This window comes from Spiroplasma sp. DGKH1 (genome assembly GCF_040940205.1).
Taxonomy (GTDB): Bacteria; Bacillota_I; Bacilli_A; order Mycoplasmatales; family Mycoplasmataceae; genus Spiroplasma.
Genome location: NZ_JASTWG010000003.1, coordinates 40,017 through 65,899 on the forward strand (window position 1 = coordinate 40,017; position 25,883 = coordinate 65,899).

A 25,883-nucleotide genomic window follows, 5' to 3' on the forward strand; every position below is an offset into this window, starting at 1 on the left:
CTAAAAAAGTCATTTTAAGATAAAATATATCTAGTTGTATTTCGCAGGGGAAACAAACCTTGTGTAAGGCACAACATAGGAAATTAGTTATAAGGGAAAATTGAGGTGAAGATATGATTGGAGTTATTTCAACTGCGTATTTCACGATGAAAGACAAACACAGCATTAAGACTATTAAAAAGTATTGGTGAAAAAACTGTGTGATCCAACATCTAAAATACCATGGGAAAACTTTTATTATTGCAACTGTAGGTTATGGAAAAGCTAATGCAGCGATGGCAATAACTTACTTATTAGAAAAATACCCAGGATTACAAACAATTATCAATATTGACTTAGCGTTATCAACAAATGATAAACATGATACTGCTGATACGACAATTTCAACAAAATTTATTTATCGTGATGCTGATTTAACAGTATTTAAAGACATTAAATATGGACAAATTGTTAATGAACCAGAATCATTCCAATTTGATGGTGAATTTGCCAAAGTTATTAAAGACTTTAAATTAGGATTAACTGAAGGGGTTACTGGAACAGCTGATATGTTGATCTATAACTCAAAACAATTTAAAGAAATGGTTGACAAATATGGTCATACTATTGATGTGATTGATACTGAAGCAGGAGCAATCGCCCAAGTAGCAAAAAAATCAAGTATTAATTACTTAGCATTAAAAATTATTTATAACAATGCATTATCACCATGAGATAATGATCCATTACATAAATTTAAAATGTATGAAACAGTTAATACTTTAAAATACTTATTAAGAAGATTATTCAACTTATTAAGTTCACGTTACATTATTGACTTATCACAATCATCAGCAGATGATTTAGATTCAATTAACGAATTATTTGAAATTAAACATGATGATTGAATTAAATTATTCAAACCAAATACTCATAAAGTATTATCAGGATTTGGACCATCATTAATGTTAGTTGATAAACAAGAAAAATCACCAGTTGCGTTAGACATTATTCAAGTTATGAAGAATAAAGTTAAAGACAACGAAGGACCAAGTAAAGTTATTTTAGGAGAAGATGAATGAAAAAATGCTCCTAAAAAATGATTACGTAAATTATTATTCTTAGAACAAGTTCGTGTTAATGATGATGAATTATTATGAAATAAATCAGCTAAATATGATTTAAACACTGAAAAATTATATAAAGTGGAAACCGTGGCTAACGAAATTGCCGCTGCTATTGCGGAAAAAGCCCAAGATAAATCATCATACACATATAACGGAGCTACTGTTCCTCAAAAATACTTATTAGTTAATTGTGATGCTAGAATTTCATTCTACATTACTCATAACCAATCACATGAGTTTGTTGAAGACAAACACTTTGGTAGTCAATTAGTAAGTAACGAATTTGTTAAATACTTAAACGAAGCGTTAAAAGATGTTGATTCACCATACCAACAAGTTGTAATTTACATGACAGTACCAGCATTGGATTACCGTAAAATTCCAATCTTTATTCCTTCAACAAAAGGTGCAAGTCGTGGAATTAAATTTGGAAACCTAAACCAAAGATTACAAAGAGATTACACTGTGGTTGATATTACAAGAAATGACTATGACCCAATCAAAGTTGGTTCATTCAAAGTAACTATTCGTTTAAAAAGTGAGTAATTAATTTTTAAAAACAATCGATAAGATTGTTTTTTTATTTTAAAAAGGTGTTATAATTATCAACGTATAAAATTTAAAAATGACACCAGATAATTGGATGAAAAGTTTAGAAGGTAAGGAAATGGACAATAAATCTGAGACAACAGAAATAACGCGAAAAACTAGAAATCGTGAGCGGATTACAAGAAGAGAGTTTAACCTCCGTTTTAAAGAATATTTTAAGTCGCGCCGATTTCGGGACTATACTTATATTGTATTAGCTGCTTTAGTGGGAGTTATTGCTTATGATTATTTCATTGCTTCCACAACTAGTAACGGGATTACCCCCAGTGGAGTTGCGGCGATCGCGCGGGGGATCGCTGTTAATATTTGAAGTGAACCTGAACAATTAACAATGCAAACCGGAATGTATTGAGTATTTTATTTTTGTATTAATTTTCCCTTATTTGTGTTTGGCGTTATTAAAGTGGGGTGACGGTTTTCAATCCGCACCATTGTGTATATTATTTTACAGAATGGTTTCCACTTTGCCTTAGCTTACATTCCGTTTATTAATCCAAGTAGTTTTCACTTTATTGTTGATTATGCTAATTTAGACTTATACCAAAATTCCGGGGGAATGTATCAAATTTGATTATTTGTCTTTGCTGGAGCGGCCGGGTTATTAAATGGAGTGGCCTATGGTTTATTATATAAAGGTGGCAGTTCATCGGCGGGAACTGATTTTGTTTTAGCATATTATTCTGTTAAGCATAAAAAATCAATTGCTAATTATAATCGGATTATTAATTATTTTATTGTAATTATTATGGTTTTAATCCACACGTTATTAATGAGTCGCCAAGCCTTAACCGAAGTTTACTTTGGAACAAATTGACGGAACCATGTCAACGAAATTTGAGCCAATGGCAATGGTTTAGACCCAAGTAATTTTGATGAAATTAATGGTTTTTATGGTGATGCTTTAATTACTTATAAAATTAAATACTTCTTTGGTCCTGTTCTTTTTGCGTCATATTTATTTGTGATCGTTCAATCAATTGTAACGGATTTAATCTTCCCCAAATTTAAATACCGTAGTTTAATGATTGTAACTTCAAAAGGTGATGCTATTGTCGCTGGACTCCAATTTATTAAATATTCTAATGACATTATTCGGATTCCGGTTCGGGATAATATTGCCGGTCAATATGTTAATAACGAAGTTTTAATTTGTTCAACCTCCTTATTAGAATATAAATATGTAAAGGCTGCGATTATGGTGTCGGATCCCGATGCCAAAATCTTGTCCCATAAACTCGACAAGTTAATTGGTAATTTCTCAATTTCCAAATACTAAAAAACTGGTTAACGACCAGTTTTTTCATTTATTAAATTAAACCACACCAAGGCTTTTTGTAAAGTGACATAATCTTTTTGAATGGTAGCAATAATTCGTTCAATCATCATCCGCTTATTTAAACTAAATTCTAAGTTAATAAAGCTATCATAATTATCATTTCAACCGTTAGTACTAATTGTTGCTAAATTAATTGATAAAATGTTATTTTTAATTTTAAGATTAGGGATTAATTTTGTTTTAATCATATTAGCAATTACTTTTTCTTTAAATTCTTCAGTAATATGGGGATTTTGATGATCATAAATAAAGAAGTTATCAAAAGTTAAGTTATTTTTTTGTGGTTTAATTTTCCGGGTAATTTCTAATGTTTGGTTTGAGAACTGCTCGCTTTTAATTGTTAAATATAAATAGCGATAATAATTAATACTATACGGTTGGGGTGCTAAACTGGGTTCTAAATTATCAACCACAGTATTAGTAGCTTCACTAATTGAACCAATATTAAAATGGTACTGCTGATAAACCCCATCTAAAATAAGATCATTAATTAAAAAATTATCATGCGGATGTAAATTAAGCGGGGTAATGGTCCATTGGTAACTTAAATCATTTAATTTTAAGTTATTATCTTGTTCCTGATAAACCTGATCATAAATATTAATAATCATCCGGCGGTCAAAATTATCCTTAATTTTTTCTTTTAAACGATTTTGTCCCCGCCGGATTAGCAGCAGCCCAATTAGTAAGCCCACAAATAATCCATTAAAGACAATTGCTAAGGGTAAAAATAAGTCTTGATTTGTTTTAAAATGGGGATCAAAACATTGAATATAAGAAAAAATTGCAATAAAAAGACTAATACTAATTAAACAAATAAAAACTAGGTTAATTCATTGCCAAGCCAAGAATTTTTCGGATTTTTTCGTTACAATATTATCATAAATTTTACTTACTGTTTTTTCAATTTGATCAATTTCAGGAGGTTTAATCATCAGATTTTCCTTTCTTAAATATCAATATTTTAATTATATATGATATTATATTATAAGTTAAGTAAGTTAAAAAATAAGGAGTAAAAAAATGAAAGATTATAATTTAATTATTGGTAGTCATGTTAGTATGAATAAACAAGATAATTATTTATTGGGAGCTTTAAATGAATCGCTTAATAATGGGGCTAATGCCCTAATGATTTATACCGGTCCGCCCCAAAACACGATTCGAGTTGATGTTAAAAATTTTTTTATCCCTGAATTTCATCAACAATTAAAAGCTAATAATTTAAGTATTGATAATGTTATTATTCATGCCCCCTATATTATTAATTTAGCAAATAGTTTTAAAAAAGAAACTTTTGAGATTGCGGTTGAATTTTTAAAAAAAGAAATCACTCGTGCGGATGAAATTGGCATTAAAACAATTGTTTTACATCCAGGTAGTGCCGTCGGCGCCGAAGAACAAGTTGGGTTAGACCGAATTGTGGAAGGTTTAAATTTAGTTCTAACCGCTGACCAAAAAGCACTTGTTGCTTTAGAAACTATGGCGGGTAAGGGGAGTGAATTAGGAGTTAATTTTACCCAATTAAAATATATTATTGATAATGTTAAGTTAAAAGATAAACTAGGGGTGTGTTGAGACACTTGTCATTTACATGATAGTGGTTACCAGTTAGGAGAGCATTTAGATGCTATTATTGATGAATTTGACCAGTTAATAGGTCTTGATCGTTTATTATGTTTGCATATTAATGATAGTAAAAACCCCTTAAATGCTCAAAAAGATCGCCATGAAAATATTGGCTATGGTTATTTAGGGTTTGATAATTTACTTAAAATTATTTATCATCCCCGCCTAAATAATATGGTTAAAATTTTAGAAACACCATATGTTAAAGACCAGGATGGTAAAATGCATTCCCCATACCAAGCAGAAATTACAATGATTAAAAATAAAAAATTTACTGATCCCTTTCAAAAATATGGGAAAACACCAATAGAAAAGAGATAATACAAATGTCGGCAAAGAAAATTTTAGATAATTTATATTTAGGTGATCGCCATAATATTCCTCCTGATGCTGATTTAGTAATTTCTTGTGCCGAAGAAATTTTTCGTGAACAAGTTATTAAGCATAAAATCCCTAAAACTGAAGATGAATATGCTTGGACTGATGATAAACATGTTTATTTTAATTTTAAAGATTATCCAATTTGACAAGAATTAGATCCCAATACCATTATCCAAGCCTTAAAAATCATTGATAATAATATCAAAACGAAAAAGATTTATGTTCATTGTGTTTGGGGTGTAAATCGTAGTGCTTCGATTGTTTTTATGTATTTAGTGGCAAAGGGATATATTAATGATGAAGACTTTGATAATGCGTTTGAACAATTTGAACGGATTTATCCTTATATTAACCCCAACCCGGGATGATTTGATTTCTTAGTTAATGAATTTCCATATAACCATTTAATTTCTAATTAAAAAAATAACTTATTAAATAAGTTATTTTTTAGCGACTATCTTTACAGCATGCACACTCTTTATTAACACAATTAATGCAAGATATACATACTAAACATGAACGACAACCAACTTTTGGTTTACTACAAGTACGACAAGTACTACATTCATGATTTTTAGCTGGACAACACACGGCCATATCATATCCTCCCAACTTATTGTAAATTTATTTGAAATTAAATAAATTGATAGATAAATTATAACATAAGTAGCAGGAAATCTCGTTTTTTGCTAGTGGTTAAATTTAATACGTAAATACTTTGATTATTGGTCTTATTTATTAATATTTTGACTAGTTTTTCAATTTTGATAATATTCATCAATTAATAGTTTTAATTCACTAACCAACTGGTCTTGGGGGCAGGATTTGAAAATTTTACCTTTTTTAAAAATGATCCCACCATTTTTTCCTCCGGCAATTCCAATATCAGCTTGTTTTGCTTCACCTGGACCATTAACAACACAACCTAAGATCGCAATTTTTAACGGAAAATTCATTTCTTTGACATACTCTTCAACTTCGTGGACAACATCAAATAAATCAAATTCTAACCGACCACAAGTTGGACAAGCAACCACATCGACAATGTTATCATAGAGACCTAATGAATTTAATAGACGCTTAGCAACTTCAATTTCATTAATGGGATCTGAAGATAAACTAATCCGAATAGTATCACCGATTCCGTTTAATAGTAGGGGACTTAACCCAGCACTTGATTTAATTGTCCCGTTTTGATAACTACCAGCTTCAGTAATTCCTAAATGCAAAGGATAATTTCATTCTTGGCTAGCTAGGGTATAAGCTTCGATTGCCATTAATGGTTCGGTTGCTTTTAAAGATAAAATAATATCATAAAATCCTTCATTTTCTAAGATTTCAATATGACGGCGGGCACTCTCAATCATTGCTTTCGGAGTTCAACCATATTTTTCAACTAAATCTAATGGTAAACTTCCCGAGTTGACCCCAATTCGAATCGGGATTTTCTTTTCTTTACATTTCTCGACAACTTTTCGAGTATTTTCAATTTTTCCAATATTTCCAGGGTTAATTCGAATTTTACTAATTCCGGCATCAGCAGCAATTAAAGCAAATTCATGGTTAAAGTGAATATCAGCTACTAATGGACACGGTGATTTTGCTACTAATTCTTTTAAAGCATAGGCATCATCAATTCCCAGAACTGCAACCCGGACAATTTCACAACCTTTATTATATAAATCATTAATTTGTTGTAAGGTCGCAGCAATATCATGGGTTTTTGTATTAGTCATTGATTGAATAACTACTTTATTTTGACCTCCAATTTGAATGTTACCTACATAAACTTTTCTTGTTTGTTCTCTCTTTGTCATTTTATCCCTCTATTTATGATAACTAAAGATAATCAGGAGAAAAAAAGGAAATAAGATGCGGTAGGGGAGTTGGAGAACTCGGTAGGGGAGTTTAAAACCCTTGATTTTACTGCATTTATTTTAGCATGATCCATTCTGCTTATTTTTAGTTATTTATATATCTTCTTGAATGATATTTATATAATACACCCATCATACTTTGAAAATGAAAAATAGTCAATCTTGTGGGGATAAACTATTTCAAATATTTTTTTATGTTTAAAAAAATAAAGATAATTTTGCAGGTTAATTCTATCTTGCCAAGAGTTAAAAAGCCTTTATTTATAAGGGTTTATAATAATTTCATCTTTGTTCCATTTATATTCCATTTTTGTTCCAAATTCATTCCAAAAATTAAAAAAATATCAAAAAGTTTGCTAACTTTTGTTGAAATTTATTCATACCCATATATAATAAAAAGTGTCTAGAGAAGTATAAGATTTGTTCTTTTAATTAATAATAATTTAAAGCACAAGTTTAGCCCTATCAGAATATGACCATACTTTGTATTATATTTTCTTATACTTCATGGATACCCTATAAAAACAACCTCACCCGGGTTGTTTTTTATTTTGGCATAAAAAAATCTCTAATATTAGAGATTTAACGTAAACGGAAGAACTTAATGCCTAAGAAAATTAATAATCCGCTAATAGCGAGGGAAACAATAATTCCAATTCAAATATTGGGGAAACCAACATTAATTAAGTGACCAGTACTACTAATAACTTTCATTCCATTAATATCTCCCCCCCAAGCTAGTTGGAGGATACTGACGGGGTATTTAAAGGGAATAGCGAGGGTTAAATAGAATAACCAGGGTGCTTTATTATAAATAATATCTAAGGGGATCGTAACTCCTCCTAAATATAGCGGGATTAGGAACATTGAAAACATAATAATTAACGAAACCGAGTTACTTTTAAAAATTCCCCCAGCACAAAAGCCAATTGCAATTCCCATTGCTGTTGTTAATAAAATTCCTAAGATGAAAATTCCTCAGTTAATAGTTTTGACCAGCATTCGTTGTTGGGGAAAGATCATTGCTCATAAGAACATTCAAATAGTAATTAATACCACAATAAATAGAAAGAATAAACAAATGGTTGCAATTATTCAATAAATATTCATGATGGTTGCTTTTAACCGGTAAATAAATTCATTTTTTCGGTATTGAATTAAAAAATTTGGTAAGACAATAACAGTTGCCATAATAATACCGACTGAAATATAAGTTGGTAAGGTAATCGGAAAATCAGCATGTAAAGAACAAGCGACAATCACAATTAATAATGGATAGCCAAATAAGACTGAGAGGTTGAAAACATTACTTTTATGAAAGAAATGATATAATAAAATCCGAAAAAATCTCATCTTTATAAATTTCCTTTAAAGTAATTATCTAAGAAAGTTTCAACCGAACCATATTTGACAACAATATTTTCTACTGTATCATCAATGAGGATTTTTCCCTCATGAATTAATCAAATACGGTTACATAAATCTTGAATAATATTTACCAGGTGGGTAATAAAGATGGCAGAACGGGTATTATCATTAAAAAGAACTTCTGAAATAATTTTCCGTACTACATATTGTCATTGTAAATCAACATCGGTTAGCGAGCGGTCAAAAATAATTAAACTAGGATTATGAATAATTGAAATTACCATGTTAAATAATTGTTTATATTCAGGAGTTAATTGGGTAATATATTTTTTATAATGAGTTTGTAGTTTAAAATGGGCAATTAATAGATTAATTCAAGTTTCATCTAAATCTTTATAAATTCAGCGGTATAAATTAATAGCATCGCACACCCGCACCCCGGGAGGCCAGTCGAGACCATTTAACAACATCCCAATGTGCCGTTTAGGATTATCAAAACGATAAATTATTTTACCACTGGTTGGTTCGATTAATTGGCCAATAATTTCTGATAATAATGATTTTCCACTACCATTCGCCCCAACCAAGGCAATTCGATCACCAGGATAAATAGTGGCGTTAATATCTTCTAAAATGGTTTTTTTATTAAAACTTTTTTTAATATGTCTAATTTCAACAACCGCATCGGTTAATATTTCGCGGGTTCTCTTTTTTCGATTTTTCATTTCCTTGGTTCCTTCCTTATTTTTGATAATATTTAAAAGTTTGTCAAAAGCCAATACCGCTGAGAATGATAATAATAATAGAAACTAAAATTGCAATCCACATTTCCGGTAAACCCACTGTATAATTAACTGTTGTGTTAGTAATGTGATCAAAATAGGGAATTGTCATATTGTGAACATTACCACTCCAGCCAACTTGAATAATAGAGACACTATAATCAAACGGAATAAATAAAGTAATAATGTTAATTGCCGGGGCATACTTATTAATTAAGTTATATCCATACACAATACCTAATAAATAGGTTGATAATAAATATAAATATAAACCAATAATTCGTGAAACACCATTACTTCGGGCCAACCCACCAATTAATAATCCTAATAATAAAGACATTATTAATAATAAAATAAAGCCTAGGATTGTATAACCTCAATTTACATTTGCAAAGATATTAGCGTTTGGTTGCATAATAACAGATAATAATAAAATTCATAAGGCAATAAAAATGGATAAAGCCCCGTTAAAAATAATAATCACCGCAAAAAATTTAAATTTTAAGCGGGGTTTGGCAAACGGGGTTGTTGCTAATCGGGAAAAAAATCCTGATAAGCGCAACTGGGTTAAAGAAACTGCTAAGTTAGTAGTAGCATTCCGAATAATAACTAAGGCCATAAATGAGGGGATTGTAACAACATTTGTGAATCGAAAACCAATTAGGGTGATGGCAAATAAAGTTGGGCCGATAAAACCAAGATAAAATCCAAAAATACTATGAAAATAATTAAAAAATAAAATTCGATACAAATATTTCACAAATCTCCAACTCCTTGTTTACATTTTACACTAGAATAGAAGGGTTTTAAAAATATTCTCAAAAATAACCAGCTTTTCCCAACAAAAATTTTAATAAAATTAGTAGTTAAAATGGTTGAGAAAAAACTTAAAATTTAAAAATTTTTGCTAAAATCTTATTATGAAATATTAATTTTAATATTTCATAACTCAAATTTAAAAACAAAATCTAACCATAACTACAAACAAATTTAAAAAAATTAATTAAGGAGAAAAAACTAAATATGAAGAAATTATTTATAATGTTTTATGCAGCAACATTATCTTTTGGTATTGCCGGTAATCTAGTTGCTTGTCATCCCGAAACTTCTCATGTGTCACCACCTCCTAGTGATGATACCAGCACGATTGGGATGGATATTGATACTTCCCAGGCAATTAATGATTCAAACTATTCGGGAAAATTTACTAACTTTTATATTTTAGGAGATAGTTTATCTGATTCCGGAGGAATTGCCCAGGTTGCCAGTAAGATTTTAGGTCGCAGTAGTCCCGTTGAAATGGATCCTCCGTTTGCGAATGATTCTTTCACGAATGGAAAAGTTGCTGGCAAAGTATTAAGTGATAAATTAGGAATTAATTTAACAACTGGTTGAAATTTTAGTAATTATAATTTTCAGGGAAATAATTATGCGATTGCGGGAGCAACCAGTGGTGAAGTAACTGATCCGATTCAAGGTATAATTTTAAATAATTTTAAAATTTATGATCAAACAACAGCATTAATTAAGCAACATCAAATTAAACCAACTGATTTAACCTTTTTAGAAATCGGGGGCAATGATGTAATGCAATTTTTAAAAGAAACAGCCACATCCCAAGAAGAACAACATTATAAACAAGACCAAATGATTGACTTAGCAATTAAAAATGAGCGCCAAGCATTATTTGCCTTAGCTAACCATCAAGAACGTCATATTGTGGTTATGAATGTTCCTGATATTGGTAAAATTCCAGCATTTAATAAAGACAGCCAACAAAGTGCACTAGCAACTCAAATTACAAAAGAATACAATCAAAAGCTTTCCACAGTAATTGCTGAAGTAAATGCTCATCATCCTAATACAGTTAAGGAATATGATTTATTTACTGAATTTGGTAAATTACTAACTACTTTTGGGACATTAGATCAGAAAAATAATACTACTGACCAGTGTGTAACTATTAATTTTAGTGATATTATAAAGGGAAAATTAACCCCAACTTATGTTTCTGGATGTGATGATAGCAATATTAATAATCATTTTTTCTTTGATGATGTCCATCCAACCAAGTGAGCCCATCAACAAGTGGGAGAACAATTATATCAATTAGTAGCTAACTGAAATTAATAAAATTATTTTTGAAAGGCATTTCAATCGGGATGCTTTTCTTTTTGTTAAATTTTAAGATATAATATTGAAGATAGGAAAGGGGTTCACCAATGGCAAATAAAATTTTTCGCAAACAGAAAAACCGCAACTTATTATTAAATTATTTTAAACCATCAATTTATGTGAAAGATGTTAATAAAATTAATTTAGAATCTTTAAAAAAACATGGGATTAAAGTTTTTATTTGTGATTTAGATAATACCTTAGCCCCTTTTTACCGACGCATTCCAAATGCGGATAATTTCCAATTAATTCGGAAAGTAGAAGAATTAGGAATGAAGTTTGTTTTATTATCAAATAATGCTCGGAAACGAGTAGAGCGATTTGCCCAAAAGGCCGAGATTAAATATTTTTATTGGAACGCAAAAAAACCATTACTAAAATATTTTAAAGTAATTAGTAAACAATTTAATGTGCAACCAAATGAAATGATTATGGTTGGTGACCAGTTAATTACTGATATTTTATTTGCTAACCGCGCCCATATTGAAAGTATCTTAGTAGTTCCGGTGACTGGAGTAGATGAATCAAGTCGGATCATCCGGATGTTAGATAATTTAGTTTATAAACGCTTAGCCCAAAAAAATATTTTACATAAAGGTTTCTTTGATGAAGGAGAATATGGGGTAGACTATGACATCTTATAATAATAAAAAATGTATTGGCTGTGGTGTTGTTCTTCAAACAACTGAAGAGAACCACCCGGGGTTTGTTAAAAATATTACCCAGGATTATTGCTTGCGGTGCTTTCGACTAATGAATTATAATGAAATTATTGATTATGATGTTGATCCCCAGCAATTTTTAACCCAACTTAAAAATAATAATAACTTGCAACACCATTACTTTTATGTATTAGATATTTATGACTTACCCGGAACCCGAAATATTGCTTTAGAAGAAATTATTCAACATAATGAAATTACGTTAATTATTAATAAAGTTGATCTCGTTAATAAATTAATTAATGAACAAAAAATAATTAGTTATGTTAAGAATATCTTTTCTGCGGCAATAATTAACCGCAACATTAAAAACATTATTTTGGTGAGTTCGTTAAAAAATTATCATATCGAGGAATTATACCAATATATTACTCAGCAAAAAAAAGATCTCTATGTTGTTGGTTGCTCTAATACTGGTAAAAGTAGTATTTTAAATTCCTTAATTAAATTAGTTAATAATAATAACAAACCAATTGTGGTTTCGAACCATTTTGGAACTACCTTAGATAACATTGCCTTAGATTTTAATTTACCAATTAAAATTTATGATACCCCGGGGGTATTTAACACAACTAATTTATTGAATTATGTTAATAAAAATAATTATAAAAAATTATTAGTTAACAAGATTTTACGACCAATAACTTTTCAACTAAATGCTGAACAAACAATTTTTTATGAAGGGTTAGGTAGTGTTACATACCTAGCAGGAGATAAAACTAGTTTCCATTTTTATAAGAATAATAATATTATCTTGCACCGAACAAAATATCAAAATCAAGACCAGTACTGGCAAAATAATTTAGATAAACTAAGTTTACAATTAAATAATTATGCTGACATCCAGACAACTGAAATTACAATTTCACAAGCAAATAATTATTCCTTATGAATTTCTGGATTAGGGTGAGTTACTTTTCAAGGGAGTCCTGGTCAAAAATTATTAATTACCACAAATAAAAATATTAAAATTACTTTAGCAAAAAGATTTATTTAATTAGTAAATAGTTTTATAATACTTATTGAGAGTTAAAAAGGGGGAAGTAATAATGAGTTTAATTACCAAGTATCCTTATATTATTACTGATTTAGACGGAACAATTACCCGCAAAGATTTTACGATTAGTGATAAAACGTATGAAGCATTAAGAATGTATCAACTAGCTAGTGATTATAAATTAATTTTAGCATCGGGACGCTTAGATTTAATGACCAAGGAGTATGCTGATAAACTACAAATTAAAATGCCAATTATTTCTTGTAACGGAGCTTTAATTCGCGATAGTATTACACACGAAGTTTTATTTCAAAGAACTCTTGACCAAAACATTGCTTTAGCAATTTTAACAGCTGGAGTTAGCCAAGGTTTAAATCCGGTGATTTATACCGCCAACATGATTTATGGTCCTGAAGAGGCTGACCGAATTCAAATGGTTTTGAATTATAATAAGACAGCATCAAAACCAGAATACCAAATTGAAGTGGACACTACTAGTGATTTTGTTGAACTTGTGCGGCAAAATAAAATTCAACCATTAAAAATTTTATTTTCATTTGACAGTCCCGAAAAATTAACCCAAATTAAAAAGATAACTGATCCATTTAATGAACACTTAGAATGTGTTTTTTCACAAAAAGATTTATATGATATTCAAGCGCTAAACATTAGTAAGGGTTCTGCTTTTAAAATTTTATGTGATATTAAGGGCTATGATCCAAGTCAGTTTATTTCATATGGTGATAACCATAATGATATTAAACTAGCGCAAAGCGTTGGTTATCCAGTGGCAATGGGGAATGCGGTTAATGAATTAAAACAAATTGCCAAGGAAGTTACGTTAGATATTAATGAAGATGGGGTAGCTTACCACGTTATTAATAAAGTCTTAGCACCAGCTGATCTTGCCCAATTATTTATTGCTGTTAAAAATAAAAAATGAGATTAAGCATTATCAAATTTTAACTAAAAATATATTTAAAAAATAAATTTTATTTTAATTAAAATTTAATTAAATATTTTATAATAAAAGTGTATTTTTGAACGAAATACAATGAACTACTATATTTGAATGCTTAAAGCATCTAATAAAAATAATTTTATTAGATGCTTTTTTCTTTAAGGATTCTTCAAAAATACAATATTAGAAAGGAAACATTATTTATGCCTTTAGAAGAAAGTACAACAAATATTGCTATTGAACCTGAATATGAATCACCGGATTTAAAAGCAAAATTACAATTTATTCTTTTTGAGAATGAAAATTTAATTAGTATATTTAATAAAATTGCTATTGAAAATAATCAAGTAATTAATGAAGAAATTTTTGATTATTTAAATAAAAAGATTAAGGATTTTAAACAGGAGAAACCTGAACTTACAGAAATGTATTTTTATAAATACTTAATGCCAGCTTTAAACAATTTAATAAAAAATCATCCAATTGATGCATTTTTTTCAATTCTTGCTAGTATTTCAGCTCCGACTAGTGCCGCAGGTTTAATTTATTTTGATTTTATGCCTTGGTTTTTTGCCCCAACCCAAATTGCCGGAACCCTAAATGGTGTCTTAATGCCAGCATTGGGTAACTTCTTAAACGATTATGCTAAATGTTTGACTACTCAAGAAATTAAAGCAGTTTTAAAAAATATTCAAATTTTATCAATATTAGGAAATATTAGTGGTGATGGGATCACTGTTGCCTATAATTACACCGCTAATATTGATCGTCATGGTTGAGACTGGTTCCAAAATGTATTTTGAAATAATATCAGTATGTTCTTCACTACAGGAGGACTAATTGATAAAGTAAATACTGGATTAAATTTTGTTTATATTGATCCAGAAAAGAAACAACGAGCAGCGAAAGCTAAACAATATTTACAAACTGCATTATTTTTAGGAACAGCGACATCAGTTTATTATGCAATTTCTGAAATTTGAACCTTAGTAGTAGCTGCCGAACAAGATGAACAAGTTCGTCAGCAAAAATTAACAACTATTTGTGTCTCTTTGCTTGGTTTAACAAAACCAGTAGCTCAAATAGGATTTAATATTTGTTCTAGTCTTTGAAGTTATGGCCAAGAAAAAATTAAATGATTATCTTCATGTTTAAATGCTGAACAAGTAAGTGAAGAAGTAAATGAAGAAAATGCTTGTTTAGTACTTAATAAAAATTTGCCTTTTCTTAATGCCATAGAATATGAACTTTTTACTACTAAAAAAATAGAAGAAATTTTAACAAATACGCTCAAAAAAAATAATTCTGAAAACTCTAATCAGGAATCAAATTTGACAAAATTAAAAAAAATTTTTACTCGCAAAAAGTTGAATGATGATCGATTAAGTATAAACAGTACTGAACGCAAGAACTTAATAGAAGTAGTAGAAAATGACCACGACGATCCCAATAAACCTACGTCAGAGTATTCATACCCTGTTTTTTAATTAGTAACCAAGGTTTAAAATTATGAAAACAATTGATAATTTACTAGAAAAAATTAGTGATTTTAATCAAAATCAAAATCAGGTTGAAACTATTAAAAATAATTTAATTTTTACTAAGATTAAATTAATAAAAAAAGAACTTGATATTACTAAAAAACTTGATATTAAAATTAAATGAATTAATATTTTTACCCAGGAATTTAATTTTATTTTTAAAAATTATGACCAAATTTTATTTAAATATGGCATTAAAAGTAAAAATAAAAATATTGAACAAGTAAAATTATTATATAATGAATGGGCTATCCAAAATAAATATCAAAATAATGCTGAGCAAATTCAACATTATTTTCAAAATAAATTTATTAAAATTAATAATAAATTAAATAATTATAATCATAAAATAACTGAATATTATGCAATGTTAGATAGGATCCAAACACAAATTGAGGATGACCACTTTAGTGCACTACCAACTCTTAGTGGTTTCCATTTTGAGGACCAAGAAGGGAATTTTAAATTCTTAGTTCGAAATATTAACAAACTAAATAAAAAAATTATAAATTGATTAGAAATTGAAAACAAAGTTCATAAACTAAAAAATAATCTGCTAAATAAAACTTTGCAGCATTTAATTACGGGAATTGGTGATTTAACAACAATGTTTGAACAAATTAAGTTTTTTGGCTTGCTATTTACAAAGACAGCACCCCTAAAAGAATTAAAATTATTATCGAATTAAAAACTGATTTATTAAAATAAATCAGTTTTTTTAAATAAAAACAAATCTAAGAAATTGTATACAATATATTGTATACAATTTTATTTAAGAGTATACTTATATTGTCGATGTAAAGAAGGTGAAACATGGACAATATTTGACAAATACATGATATTAAAATGACAGATAAGTTAACATTATCAAAAGTAGGGGAACTGTTGAAAAGTGTTAATTTAAAACAAGATATCATTGATGAATGTGCAGTTATTTATGATGAAAATGAAAATGTGATTGCAACAGTTAGTCGTTATTTAAATACATTAAAATGTTTAGCAATTGATCGACATTATCAAGGCAATAATTTAGCAAATAAATTAGTTACTTATATGATCCAAAAAATATATCAGCAAGGATGAAATGAAGTTTTTGTTTTTACGAAACCTGATTATTTTGGAGTTTTTCAACAATTAGGATTTAATATTATCTACCAAAATAATAATTTTGCTTTTCTAACTAATCGATATGATTTGTTTAAGAATTATTTAGATTATTTAGCAAAGGAAAAAAATAATCATCGCTATGCGAGTGTTATTGTAATGAATGCTAATCCCTTTACCAAAGGTCATTGGTATTTAGTTCAACAAGCTAGTTTACAAAGTGATTTTGTTTATATTATTCCCGTCAAAGAACAAGGATCATTATTTAATTATCAAGAGCGTAAAAAAATGATTGAACAAGGGGTTCAAGAATTTAAGAATGTGAAAGTATTAGAAGGCAGCAATTATTTAGTATCAAAAAATGTCTTTCCCGCTTATTTTTTACCCTCACCTCAAGCGGTAATTAGCGAACAAACTAATTTAGACGCTCATATTTTTGTGGATTACATTGCCAAGGCGTTACAAGTAACGACGCGATTTGTGGGGGATGAACCATATTCAACAACTACTAATGAATATAATAAAATGATGGCCACAGTTTTTGCAGCTAATCATTTTAATTTAGTTATTATTCCTCGCTTAACATTTAACAATCATGCAATTTCAGCGACAACTGCTCGAAAATTATTTATCACTGGGGATTTTGAACAATTACAAGCAATTGTTCCTTGATCCACATTTAATTTTTTAAAAAAACTAGATTATTTATCATATCAAAAAATACCAAATATCAAAGCATTAATTGAGAAGGATTATTAAGCATCCAAGGAGGACTTATGGAAAGAAGTTTATCGCGTGAAACTGAACTCACGCAGTTAGCACAAAAGGTTGCCAGTAAACAAGCAAGCAATGCGTTAAGAATTACTAGTTATCAAACCAAGCTAGCAAACCAAAAAGAGCAAACTACTAAAAAATATCATCTTGAAAAAGAAAAGTTAGAGCTATGGGTTGCCAAGAAAAAAACAGCTGATCAAAAATGATACCTTACCAAAGGAGAATTATATAATAAGCAGTGAAAAGTAAAGTTAGCCCACCCCTGCGCTAATTATCAAAAACAAAAAATTAATAATAATTTTGAACATAAGAAGAGTATGCTTTTACAAGCTCACCAAAAGAACCAAACTGAATTTCAAAAACGGTTTGCGATTAAATTACAAGAATTAGAAAAATGATACCAAGAAAAAATGGAAGATTATGATTGAGATCTGAATAATTTTCAAGATACGTTACAAAAAAATGTTGATAAGTTTGAAACGACAGGACGGCAAAAAATTAATTGTCATTTTGATAAAAAAATATATCATCAACAATTAACCAGTCAAACCGAAGAACTTAACAATATGATTCAAATAACAACAGATGAACTGGTTAAAAAAGATCTTGTTCATCAAAAACACCAATTGCCATTTACGATAGTGGCAGAAAATAATTTAAGTTATCAACCATGACAAGTTAATTTATATGAAAAGCAGCAACATCTAAAGAATAATTTAAAAACAACTTTCAATAATTATTATCAAAATCTTCATAATTTAAAATACTTAACTTGAAAAGATTTTATTAAATTTAAGTTGTTTGGGATTCCTTTTTACTTATATATTTTAATGTTAGCAGCAACACTAGTTGCTATTTATACGAAAACTTTACCAGCCGAAGCGATGGGAGCAATGGCAGTCTTATTTGTAATTGCCATCATTGGTGGTGAATTTTTTAATCGCTTACCAATTTGAAAAACATTTGTTGGTGGGGGAACGATGGGGGTCTTTTTCCTGGGAGCTTTTTTAGGAACCTTCAATGCTTTCCCACCCGAAATTGTTAGTGCGGTCAAAGCATGATTTTCAAAAGGAGGTTTTCTAAATTTATATATTAATGTATTAATTGTTGGCTCAATCTTAACAATTCCTCGCCAATTGATTTTACGTTCATTTGGGGGCTTTATGGTCTTGTTAATTTCAGGAACCGGATTAGCAGTTTTATTTGGTTGAGGTTTTGGAAACTTAATGGGATTGCCAAATCACCAAACGGTTTTACAAATTATGTTACCACTGTTATCAGATGGTAACGGCGGTGGTGTCCAGCCATTATCAGCAATGAGTCAATCATATGGTTACATGCCACAGGGAGACTATATGAGTTTTGCGTTAGCTGTAAGTAGTGTAAGTAATATTTTTGTTATTATCATTGCTGCAATTTTAACTGCTAGTTTATCAAAATCACCAACCTTAAGTGGAAACGGCAAATTAGTAAAAAAAGAAGTCCACATTCGTGATGAAAAGATTGAACCATCGCATCGTAGCATTGCCGCAGGATTAGCTCTTTGTGTGGTAATTTATGTTTTTTGTAAATTTATTGAAGTAGAAATTAAAAAATCAACGGGAGTAGAAATTAACGCTTTTGCATGAGCAGTTGTCATTTCATTATTAATTAATTTACTAAATATTTTACCGAAAGAATTAAAAGCTGGATGTAATGTTTTAAATAAATTCTTTTCTAAACAATTTACCTGGTTCTTAATGGCGGGGGTTGGTTTATGTATGACTGATTTAAATAAATTTGCTTCGTTATTTACCCACTGAGAATATATTATTTTAATTTTATTAATGGATGTTGCTTTAATTCTCGGACCAATGTTAGTGGCTAATTTAATTAAGTTTTACACCTTAGAAAGTATGATTGCCGCTGGTTGTTGTATGGGCGCGCAAGGAGGTGCTGGTTCACTTGCAGTCTTAGGAGCAGCAAAACGAATGGATCTCTTACCTTATTCACAAATTACTTGTCGGATTGGTGGGGGGATTGTCTTAATTGTTGCGGCCCCTATCTTCTTAGTCTTTACTCAAGCGGGAATTACAGGGTAAGAGAAAGGAACCGTCAAGATGATAACAAATTTAATTATTAATTCGAAAAAAAATAAAAATTATCAACCTTATCATCCGCAATGAAACAAATTAATAGCCTGGGCCATTGAATGTATTACCACCGAAGCAAATAGTTATCCTTCGTTTGGTCTTGTTTCTAAGAAAGATTCGGGGTGCCACCAGGATATGAATATTAAAACATTCCTTAAATCTAGTAAAACTTTTAAATACTATTTTAATGACATTATTAATTTAGTCTTAACTAATCCGAAATTAGATTTTGCAACCTTGCGAAAGTTAGGATGTTATCAAGAAGCACGGATGTTAAGTGCTACTAATAATGTTAATACTCATAAAGGACTAATCTTTGCTTTTGGAATTATTTTTTACATAACTTGTTATGGCATCCATTATCAAATTCCAATTAACAAGTGGAGTAGTTTAATTAAAACATTAACAGCTCCTTTGCAAAAAGATTTTGAAAATTTTACTGGGCAAACTTATGGGGAAAAATTATACCAGCTCCATAATATTACTGGTGCTCGCGGTTTAGCACTTAGTGGCTACCAAATTGTTTTTGAAGAGGGTTTACCATTTTTAAAACATTACCAAAAACAATACCCGGAGTTATCTAATGAAGATTACAGTTTATTATTATTAGTTTTTTATTTAAGTAAAATTAAGGATACAACCTTAATTGTTAAAGTAGGGTATCAACGAAGTATGGAAATTGCTAATAAAGCACAAGCATGATTAGAAATTTTAGCAACAACTGGTTGACAAAATTTCTATGAAATTATTTTAGAACATAATTTATCATATCAACAACAAAAAATTTCACCAGGAGGTTGTGCTGATCTTTGTGTGATTACATTATTTTTAGCACAATTGATTGATTAATAATTAAGAGAGGAAAACCACCATGAAAAAAATTACTGAACATATTACCACATTAATTAAACATCCACTATCAGTTATTGTTCGAACAAGTACTCGTCAAAATGCTTATCGGGTTATTAAAAATACTGTTATGAATGGTTTCAAATTTGTTGAAGTAACTTTAACAGTTCCCGAAGCTTATGAAGTTATTAACCAAGCGCGCACAGAATTTCCAACTGCAATTATTGGGGCCGGAACAGTTTTAACTTTAAAAGAAGCACAAGAAGCAATCAAGGCAGGAGCACAATATTTAGTATCACCAGTTTATTCACCGGAAATTTTAAAATGATCTTTAAAAAATGATATTTTATATGTGCCAGGAGTAATGACAGTTAATGAAATGTATCAAGCATATCAAGCGGGTGCTCAGTTATTAAAATTTTATCCGGCAATATCTTCACCAACCGAAGTTTTACAATTAATTGCTAATCCTTTCCCTAATTTTAAAATTTTAGCAACGGGGGGAATTAGTTTAGAAAATATGGGAGCATATTTTAATGCAGGAGTTTTAGCAGTTGGGATCACCGGAAAATTAGGCGGTGCAAATGATAACGATCGCGATGAAGATATTGCAGCCTTAGCGAAACAATATGTTAATAAATTAGAAAGTATTATGCAAGAAAGGGATGAACAAAATGGAAATTAAAAAAATGGCAACTGCCGGTTCATTAGAATCAAGTGATGTTTTAGTTACCATTGAACCAAATAACGATCAAAAAATTAATTTAACAATTAACTCACCATTTATTCGTCAGTTTGGACAACAAATGAAAAAAATTGCTTTAACAACTTTAACAAATTTACAAGTTAAAAATTGTAATCTTGTTATTCAAGACCAGGGAGCAATTGATGAAGTGTTAGTTGCTAGAATTATTACAGCCTTAGAACGGGCAACAGAAAGTGTTATTCGCTATTAGAAAGGATCAGGAAAATGAAAAAAATTAGAAGAAATATGTTATTTGTTCCAGGAAATAATCCGGGAATGTTCAAAGATGTGATTGCTTTTCATCCTGATACAGTAATGTTTGATTTGGAAGATTCCATTCATATTCATGAAAAAGATGCTGCCCGCCAACTAACTAAAAGAATGCTAGATTTCTTTGCTTATAATCAATATGGAATTGAAACAGCCGTGCGGATTAATGGTTGGGATACTGAATTTTATCAAGAAGATTTAGAAACAATTGTTCGTTCAAATGTTAATATGATTCGATTACCTAAAGTAGAAACTAAAGATGATGTTATTAAAGTTGTCCAGGACATTGAAAAAATTGAACAAATAATTGGAAGAAAAGAAAAGATAACTTTATTTTGTGCTATTGAGAGTGCCAAGGGAGTTTTAAATGCTTATGAGATTGCAACTGCGTCACCACGTGTTGAAGGAATTGCTTTAGGGGGGGTTGACTATCTGTTTGATTTAAAAGCAGTTAAGACAAAAGACCGCCATGAATTATTATTTGCTCGCCAAATGATTGTCCATGCTGCTCGTGCTGCAAAAGTTGATGCTTTTGATTGTATCTTTGGTAATACCACTGACTTGGACGGGTTAGAGCAAGAAGCCCAGTTTGTGCGTGAACTTGGCTTTAGTGGCAAATCAGCAATTCATCCCAACCAAATTGAAATTATTAATAAAGTTTTTTCACCAAGTGAAAAAGAAATTAACGATGCTTTAAAAATTTTAACTGCTTATAAAGAATTTACAAAAGAACAAAAAGGGGTTTTTGCTATTGATGGCCAAATGATTGATAAACCATTTATTGATAATGCCGAAATTGTTTTGCAAATGGCAAATGTAAAAAACCCAATGGAAAACTAACAGGAGGATATTATGGCTAAATATTTAAATGACGAACAGTTAAAACAAATTAATAAAAACCACCATTATGAAAGTTATGATTCAACAAAAAGTCATCCTTCAAAATTTATTAATCATCAAAGGGAGTTACCAAATTATGGAAAACGGAAAACTAAACTTGTTGCTTCTTTAGAAGAAGCAATCCTAAATGCTGGTTTAAAAGATGGCATGACAATTTCTTTTCATCACCATTTTCGTCACGGGGATAAAACAGTTGCCCAGGTTTTAAAAATTATTGAAAAATTAAAAATTAAAAATCTAACAATCTCAGCTTCTTCTTTTACCAAAGCTCATGATTGTTTAATTGATTATATTAAATCAGGGGTAGTGACTGGTTTAGAAGGTTCAGCCTTACGGGGGAAACTAGGGGACGCTATTTCCGAAGGAATTTTACCCCAACCAGCAATTATCCGATCACACGGTGGGCGCGCACGGGCTATTGAAAGTGGAGAATCACATATTGATGTTGCTTTCTTAGCGGCTTCTACTAGTGATGAAATGGGAAATGCCAACGGTTCACATGGTCCATCTAGTGTTGGAGCGTTTGGTTATCCGATGGTTGATGCTCAACATGCTGATAAAGTAATTATTATTACAGATACCCTAGTACCATATCCCAATAGTCCAATTTCAATTCCTCAAACGAATGTCGACTATGTTGTTAAAGTAGATGAAATTGGGGATACTTCTAAAATCTCATCAGGAGAAATCCATACTACTTTTAGTCCAAAAGAAATTAAAATTGCTCAAAATATTGTCAAGGTTATCACCAATACTCCTGGTTTTAAAAATGGGTTTTCTTATCAAACCGGAACTGGGGGCGCTAGTCAATCTTCTTTAATTATGTTACGGGAAGAAATGATTAAACGTAATATTACTGCGGGGTTTTTTTTAGGAGGAATTATTGGTGAACATGTTAAATTTTTAGAAGCAGGGCTTGTTAATAAATTATTAGATGTTCAATCTTTTGACTTGGTAGCTGCTAAATCAATAAAAGAAAATGAAAACCATTTAGAAATGTCAGCTTCGTTTTATGCTAATCCCCATACTAAAGGATGTGCTACTGATAAGTTAGATTATGGGATTTTAAGTGCTTTAGAAGTTGATGTTAATTTTGATATTAACGTGTTAACGGGGGCAGATGGTTACATTAGAGGTGCTTCAGGGGGGCACTCGGATGTTGCTTTTGGGAGTGATATTTCAATTGTCGCAGTCCCTTTAATTCGGGGGCGTATTCCATCAGTTACTACCAAAGTACAAACAGTAGTTACTCCTGGTCATACTGTTGATGTTGTGGTAACTGAAACGGGAATCGCAGTAAATCCATTACGCCAGGATTTAATTAAAATTCTAACCAAGGCGGGGGTGACGCTAAAAACAATAGACCAGCTTCGCGATGAAGCTTATGCTATTATTGGTGAACCACAAATGATTGAGTATGATAAAAATCATCCGGTGGCCATTGTTGAATATCGAGATGGTAGTGTGATTGATATTATTTACAAAGTAAAACCATATATTTTAGAGTAAGATGTTAGAGTTTAAACCAACAAATAAAATTCTTTTAAACCGTGAACAACATTATCTTCTCCAACAACAATTGGTTAATAAATACCAAGCAGGATTACTAACGGTAAATTTAAACATTCCGGGGGCCCATAAGCAACAGCCACAATATCATCATTTTTTCCAAACAATTATTAAACCCCAACTGTTTGCTTTTTTACAAAGCAAGGGGATTAATTATCAAACAAGTCAAGAAATTTATGATGAAACCGGGGATTATCTAGTTATTGTTTTACCACAATTAGCAAATTATCTTCACATGAAAGAATTATTAATTGCTTTTGAGATGAAGGCAAAAATTTATCAATTGTTAGATTTTGATATTTATGATCAGCATTTACAAGCAATTAGTCGTCAGCAATTAAACCTCCCCATGCGAAAATGTTATCTTTGTGCTGAACCAGCCAAATGATGTGCTCGGCAAAAAACTCATTTAATTAGTGAATTATTATGTTATATTAATAATGTAATAGAAGAGGAAATCGAACGGAATGACAAAGCAAAATAACAAATTAGAATTATACTCTCTAATTTTAAATGATATTTTAACTGGTAAATTCCAACCTGGCGAAAGATTACGCGAGGAAAAATTAGCGCAACAATATGGAACATCTCGCACCCCGATTCGAGAAGTTATTCGGTTATTAGAAAATGACAACTTATTAACTGTTGTTCCCAATGCGGGAGCCCAGTTAAAAATCTTTACGATTAAAGAAATTGATGAGTTATATTTATTACGTTATCATTTAGAATTAATGATCTACACTTACATTATTGAAAATATGAACCCAGAGTTAGATACTAAAATTACTAATTTAATTGCGATTCTAAAAGCAGTTGATTTGACCAATACAAAATTAATTGCCCAAGCAAATGATCTTTTTAACAAAACAATGCTCCAATTAGCTAATTTTAGAATTATTGATACCTATTATGCAACCTTAACTAATTTATTTGCTTATTTACGAAATTTTACCAATTATGATGCAGAAAGTAAGCGCCGAATTGAAGCGGTGTTTGAACATATTGCAATTTGTCAAACAATTTTAGCAAAAGATTTAGTAGCCACTGAAAAATTATTAAGAGAGCATTTAGAAAATGCTAAAAATCATTTTATTAATAAATATAATTTTAAATAATTATACAAATTAAAAGTCTAAATTATTTTTTCATAATTTACTTGTTTTAGTGAGAAAAGAATATAATAAAAGTGTAAAAGAGTACTAAAAGTACCTAGCATATTAGGTACTTTTTATTTATTTTAAAGGAGAAAAAATTATGAAATCAACAATCCTTGATGAATTTAACGAAAGTTATCGGAAATTTAAACATAGTTACCAATTTTTCACAAACCATAAACCAGAGTTTGACAATTTTTTGATGCGAATAAAGGAAATTACTAATTATTGGGAGCAATACGAGAAATTAGTTTATGAAAAAAAACAAAATATTCCTATTATTATAGATTTAATCTTACATTATAAAAACAGTGCCATAATTAATCAAAAAATCAAAAATTTTTTAATTAATGAAATTGAAATAAATACCTTAAAAAAGAAGTTTACTGATGAACTAAAGAAATTTTATAATAATTCAAAATTATTGCATTTAATAAGGCAACTTGAAGAACAAAAAAATAAGGTTAAGAAAAAAAAGCATTTAACATATCAGTTTTTACAAAATTCCGAGGTATTACTAGAACTCAAAAACAGTGCATCCAACCATCTTCGTTATCCTTTAATAACGAACATTAATGATATTAATAAGTTTAACAATGATTTTAATACTTTTGAAACGCAACTGCAGTGGTTAGCAAATAATAATATTTATAATTTTTATTTAATGCATAGAAATAAAAACTATAATTTAAAATTTTCGGAAGCAATTCATAAATTTCACATCATAGTATTGAAATCAATTGCTAAAAAGGAGCCAAATTTTACAAAGATTAATAAAAAATCTGATAATTTAAATTCACCAGTTTTGTATGCCAAATTTTTATTGTTACTTTTTTTAAACAATTTTATGGTTAATATATGAAAAGAAAATATCGTATCATTAAAAAAAAAGTAGTAATGAA

Annotated in this window: 26 protein-coding genes; 20 read left to right on the forward strand and 6 right to left on the reverse strand. The window is 29.7% G+C overall.

The features are described 5' to 3' along the window. The first annotated feature begins 113 nt into the window (after window positions 1-113). Entirely contained in the window at window positions 114-1,652 is a 1,539-nt protein-coding gene (gene fib, locus QPK10_RS02885; protein ID WP_368486524.1) for a cytoskeletal motor fibril protein Fib, read from the forward strand. Window positions 1,653-1,773: 121 nt separating this feature from the next. Further along, window positions 1,774-2,991 (forward strand): YitT family protein, encoded by a 1,218-nt coding sequence (locus QPK10_RS02890; RefSeq protein WP_368486525.1) that lies wholly within the window; start codon window positions 1,774-1,776, stop codon window positions 2,989-2,991. An 8-nt stretch (window positions 2,992-2,999) separates the two neighbouring features. On the opposite strand, the gene QPK10_RS02895 is transcribed toward QPK10_RS02890, so the two are convergent. Continuing rightward, window positions 3,000-3,986, reverse strand: coding sequence for a hypothetical protein (locus QPK10_RS02895; protein ID WP_368486526.1), 987 nt, complete (start codon window positions 3,984-3,986; stop codon window positions 3,000-3,002). A gap of 88 nt (window positions 3,987-4,074) precedes the next feature. Between QPK10_RS02895 and QPK10_RS02900 the strand changes: the two genes are divergently transcribed. Both QPK10_RS02900 and QPK10_RS02905 read left to right on the forward strand, forming a co-directional pair. Then, complete coding sequence (locus tag QPK10_RS02900) at window positions 4,075-5,001, forward strand: deoxyribonuclease IV (protein ID WP_368486527.1); 927 nt, start codon at window positions 4,075-4,077, stop codon at window positions 4,999-5,001. Between the two features lie 5 nt (window positions 5,002-5,006). Then, entirely contained in the window at window positions 5,007-5,480 is a 474-nt protein-coding gene (locus QPK10_RS02905) for a dual specificity protein phosphatase family protein (RefSeq protein WP_368486528.1), read from the forward strand. Between the two features lie 28 nt (window positions 5,481-5,508). Here QPK10_RS02905 and QPK10_RS02910 read toward each other — a convergent pair whose 3' ends face one another. The 5 genes from QPK10_RS02910 to QPK10_RS02930 all read right to left on the reverse strand — a co-directional run bounded on the left by QPK10_RS02910 (window position 5,509) and on the right by QPK10_RS02930 (window position 9,848). Continuing rightward, window positions 5,509-5,658 (reverse strand): hypothetical protein, encoded by a 150-nt coding sequence (locus QPK10_RS02910; protein ID WP_158500493.1) that lies wholly within the window; start codon window positions 5,656-5,658, stop codon window positions 5,509-5,511. 134 nt (window positions 5,659-5,792) lie between these two features. Further along, window positions 5,793-6,878, reverse strand: coding sequence for a flavodoxin-dependent (E)-4-hydroxy-3-methylbut-2-enyl-diphosphate synthase (gene ispG / locus QPK10_RS02915; RefSeq protein ID WP_368486529.1), 1,086 nt, complete (start codon window positions 6,876-6,878; stop codon window positions 5,793-5,795). A 642-nt stretch (window positions 6,879-7,520) separates the two neighbouring features. Continuing rightward, window positions 7,521-8,291: a hypothetical protein gene (locus QPK10_RS02920; RefSeq protein ID WP_368486530.1), complete on the reverse strand. Its 771-nt coding sequence runs from the start codon at window positions 8,289-8,291 to the stop codon at window positions 7,521-7,523. A gap of 2 nt (window positions 8,292-8,293) precedes the next feature. Continuing rightward, complete coding sequence (locus QPK10_RS02925; protein WP_368486531.1) at window positions 8,294-9,031, reverse strand: ATP-binding cassette domain-containing protein; 738 nt, start codon at window positions 9,029-9,031, stop codon at window positions 8,294-8,296. Between the two features lie 16 nt (window positions 9,032-9,047). Continuing rightward, window positions 9,048-9,848 carry a hypothetical protein gene (locus QPK10_RS02930; protein WP_368486532.1) on the reverse strand — a complete coding sequence of 267 codons (801 nt, stop codon included), beginning with the start codon at window positions 9,846-9,848 and terminating at the stop codon, window positions 9,048-9,050. 263 nt (window positions 9,849-10,111) lie between these two features. On the opposite strand from QPK10_RS02930, the gene QPK10_RS02935 reads away from it, so the two are divergent. The 16 genes from QPK10_RS02935 to QPK10_RS03010 all read left to right on the forward strand — a co-directional run bounded on the left by QPK10_RS02935 (window position 10,112) and on the right by QPK10_RS03010 (window position 25,876). Next, entirely contained in the window at window positions 10,112-11,218 is a 1,107-nt protein-coding gene (locus tag QPK10_RS02935; protein ID WP_368486533.1) for an SGNH/GDSL hydrolase family protein, read from the forward strand. A 92-nt stretch (window positions 11,219-11,310) separates the two neighbouring features. Next, window positions 11,311-11,907: a YqeG family HAD IIIA-type phosphatase gene (locus QPK10_RS02940; protein ID WP_368486534.1), complete on the forward strand. Its 597-nt coding sequence runs from the start codon at window positions 11,311-11,313 to the stop codon at window positions 11,905-11,907. Further along, window positions 11,894-12,982 (forward strand): ribosome biogenesis GTPase YqeH, encoded by a 1,089-nt coding sequence (gene yqeH / locus QPK10_RS02945; protein ID WP_368486535.1) that lies wholly within the window; start codon window positions 11,894-11,896, stop codon window positions 12,980-12,982. Before QPK10_RS02940 ends, yqeH begins: the two co-directional genes overlap by 14 nt. A 52-nt stretch (window positions 12,983-13,034) precedes the next feature. Further along, window positions 13,035-13,931, forward strand: coding sequence for a Cof-type HAD-IIB family hydrolase (locus tag QPK10_RS02950; protein WP_368486536.1), 897 nt, complete (start codon window positions 13,035-13,037; stop codon window positions 13,929-13,931). Window positions 13,932-14,146: 215 nt separating this feature from the next. Further along, window positions 14,147-15,430, forward strand: coding sequence for a hypothetical protein (locus QPK10_RS02955; protein ID WP_368486537.1), 1,284 nt, complete (start codon window positions 14,147-14,149; stop codon window positions 15,428-15,430). A 22-nt stretch (window positions 15,431-15,452) separates the two neighbouring features. Further along, the gene (locus QPK10_RS02960) at window positions 15,453-16,172 is read left to right on the forward strand and encodes a hypothetical protein (protein ID WP_368486538.1); all 720 of its coding nucleotides are present in this window, start codon (window positions 15,453-15,455) and stop codon (window positions 16,170-16,172) included. A gap of 125 nt (window positions 16,173-16,297) precedes the next feature. Next, on the forward strand, window positions 16,298-17,347 hold the full coding sequence (gene citC, locus QPK10_RS02965; RefSeq protein ID WP_368486539.1) for a [citrate (pro-3S)-lyase] ligase: 1,050 nt from the start codon (window positions 16,298-16,300) through the stop codon (window positions 17,345-17,347). Window positions 17,348-17,364: 17 nt separating this feature from the next. Next, window positions 17,365-19,443 (forward strand): 2-hydroxycarboxylate transporter family protein, encoded by a 2,079-nt coding sequence (locus tag QPK10_RS02970; RefSeq protein WP_368486540.1) that lies wholly within the window; start codon window positions 17,365-17,367, stop codon window positions 19,441-19,443. A gap of 18 nt (window positions 19,444-19,461) precedes the next feature. Beyond that, window positions 19,462-20,343, forward strand: coding sequence for a triphosphoribosyl-dephospho-CoA synthase (locus tag QPK10_RS02975; RefSeq protein WP_368486541.1), 882 nt, complete (start codon window positions 19,462-19,464; stop codon window positions 20,341-20,343). A 22-nt stretch (window positions 20,344-20,365) separates the two neighbouring features. After that, window positions 20,366-21,028, forward strand: coding sequence for a bifunctional 4-hydroxy-2-oxoglutarate aldolase/2-dehydro-3-deoxy-phosphogluconate aldolase (locus QPK10_RS02980; protein WP_368486542.1), 663 nt, complete (start codon window positions 20,366-20,368; stop codon window positions 21,026-21,028). Then, window positions 21,018-21,299, forward strand: coding sequence for a citrate lyase acyl carrier protein (citD, locus tag QPK10_RS02985; protein WP_368486543.1), 282 nt, complete (start codon window positions 21,018-21,020; stop codon window positions 21,297-21,299). The genes QPK10_RS02980 and citD overlap by 11 nt, the downstream gene beginning before the upstream one ends. Window positions 21,300-21,313: 14 nt before the next feature. Further along, window positions 21,314-22,198: a CoA ester lyase gene (locus QPK10_RS02990; RefSeq protein ID WP_368486544.1), complete on the forward strand. Its 885-nt coding sequence runs from the start codon at window positions 21,314-21,316 to the stop codon at window positions 22,196-22,198. 12 nt (window positions 22,199-22,210) lie between these two features. Then, the gene (gene citF / locus QPK10_RS02995; RefSeq protein ID WP_368486545.1) at window positions 22,211-23,767 is read left to right on the forward strand and encodes a citrate lyase subunit alpha; all 1,557 of its coding nucleotides are present in this window, start codon (window positions 22,211-22,213) and stop codon (window positions 23,765-23,767) included. A gap of 1 nt (window position 23,768) precedes the next feature. Continuing rightward, window positions 23,769-24,311: a citrate lyase holo-[acyl-carrier protein] synthase gene (gene citX / locus QPK10_RS03000; protein WP_368486546.1), complete on the forward strand. Its 543-nt coding sequence runs from the start codon at window positions 23,769-23,771 to the stop codon at window positions 24,309-24,311. Continuing rightward, window positions 24,295-24,942, forward strand: coding sequence for a GntR family transcriptional regulator (locus tag QPK10_RS03005; RefSeq protein ID WP_368486547.1), 648 nt, complete (start codon window positions 24,295-24,297; stop codon window positions 24,940-24,942). Before citX ends, QPK10_RS03005 begins: the two co-directional genes overlap by 17 nt. Window positions 24,943-25,081: 139 nt before the next feature. Further along, entirely contained in the window at window positions 25,082-25,876 is a 795-nt protein-coding gene (locus tag QPK10_RS03010; RefSeq protein ID WP_368486548.1) for a hypothetical protein, read from the forward strand. The last annotated feature ends 7 nt before the right edge of the window (window positions 25,877-25,883 follow it).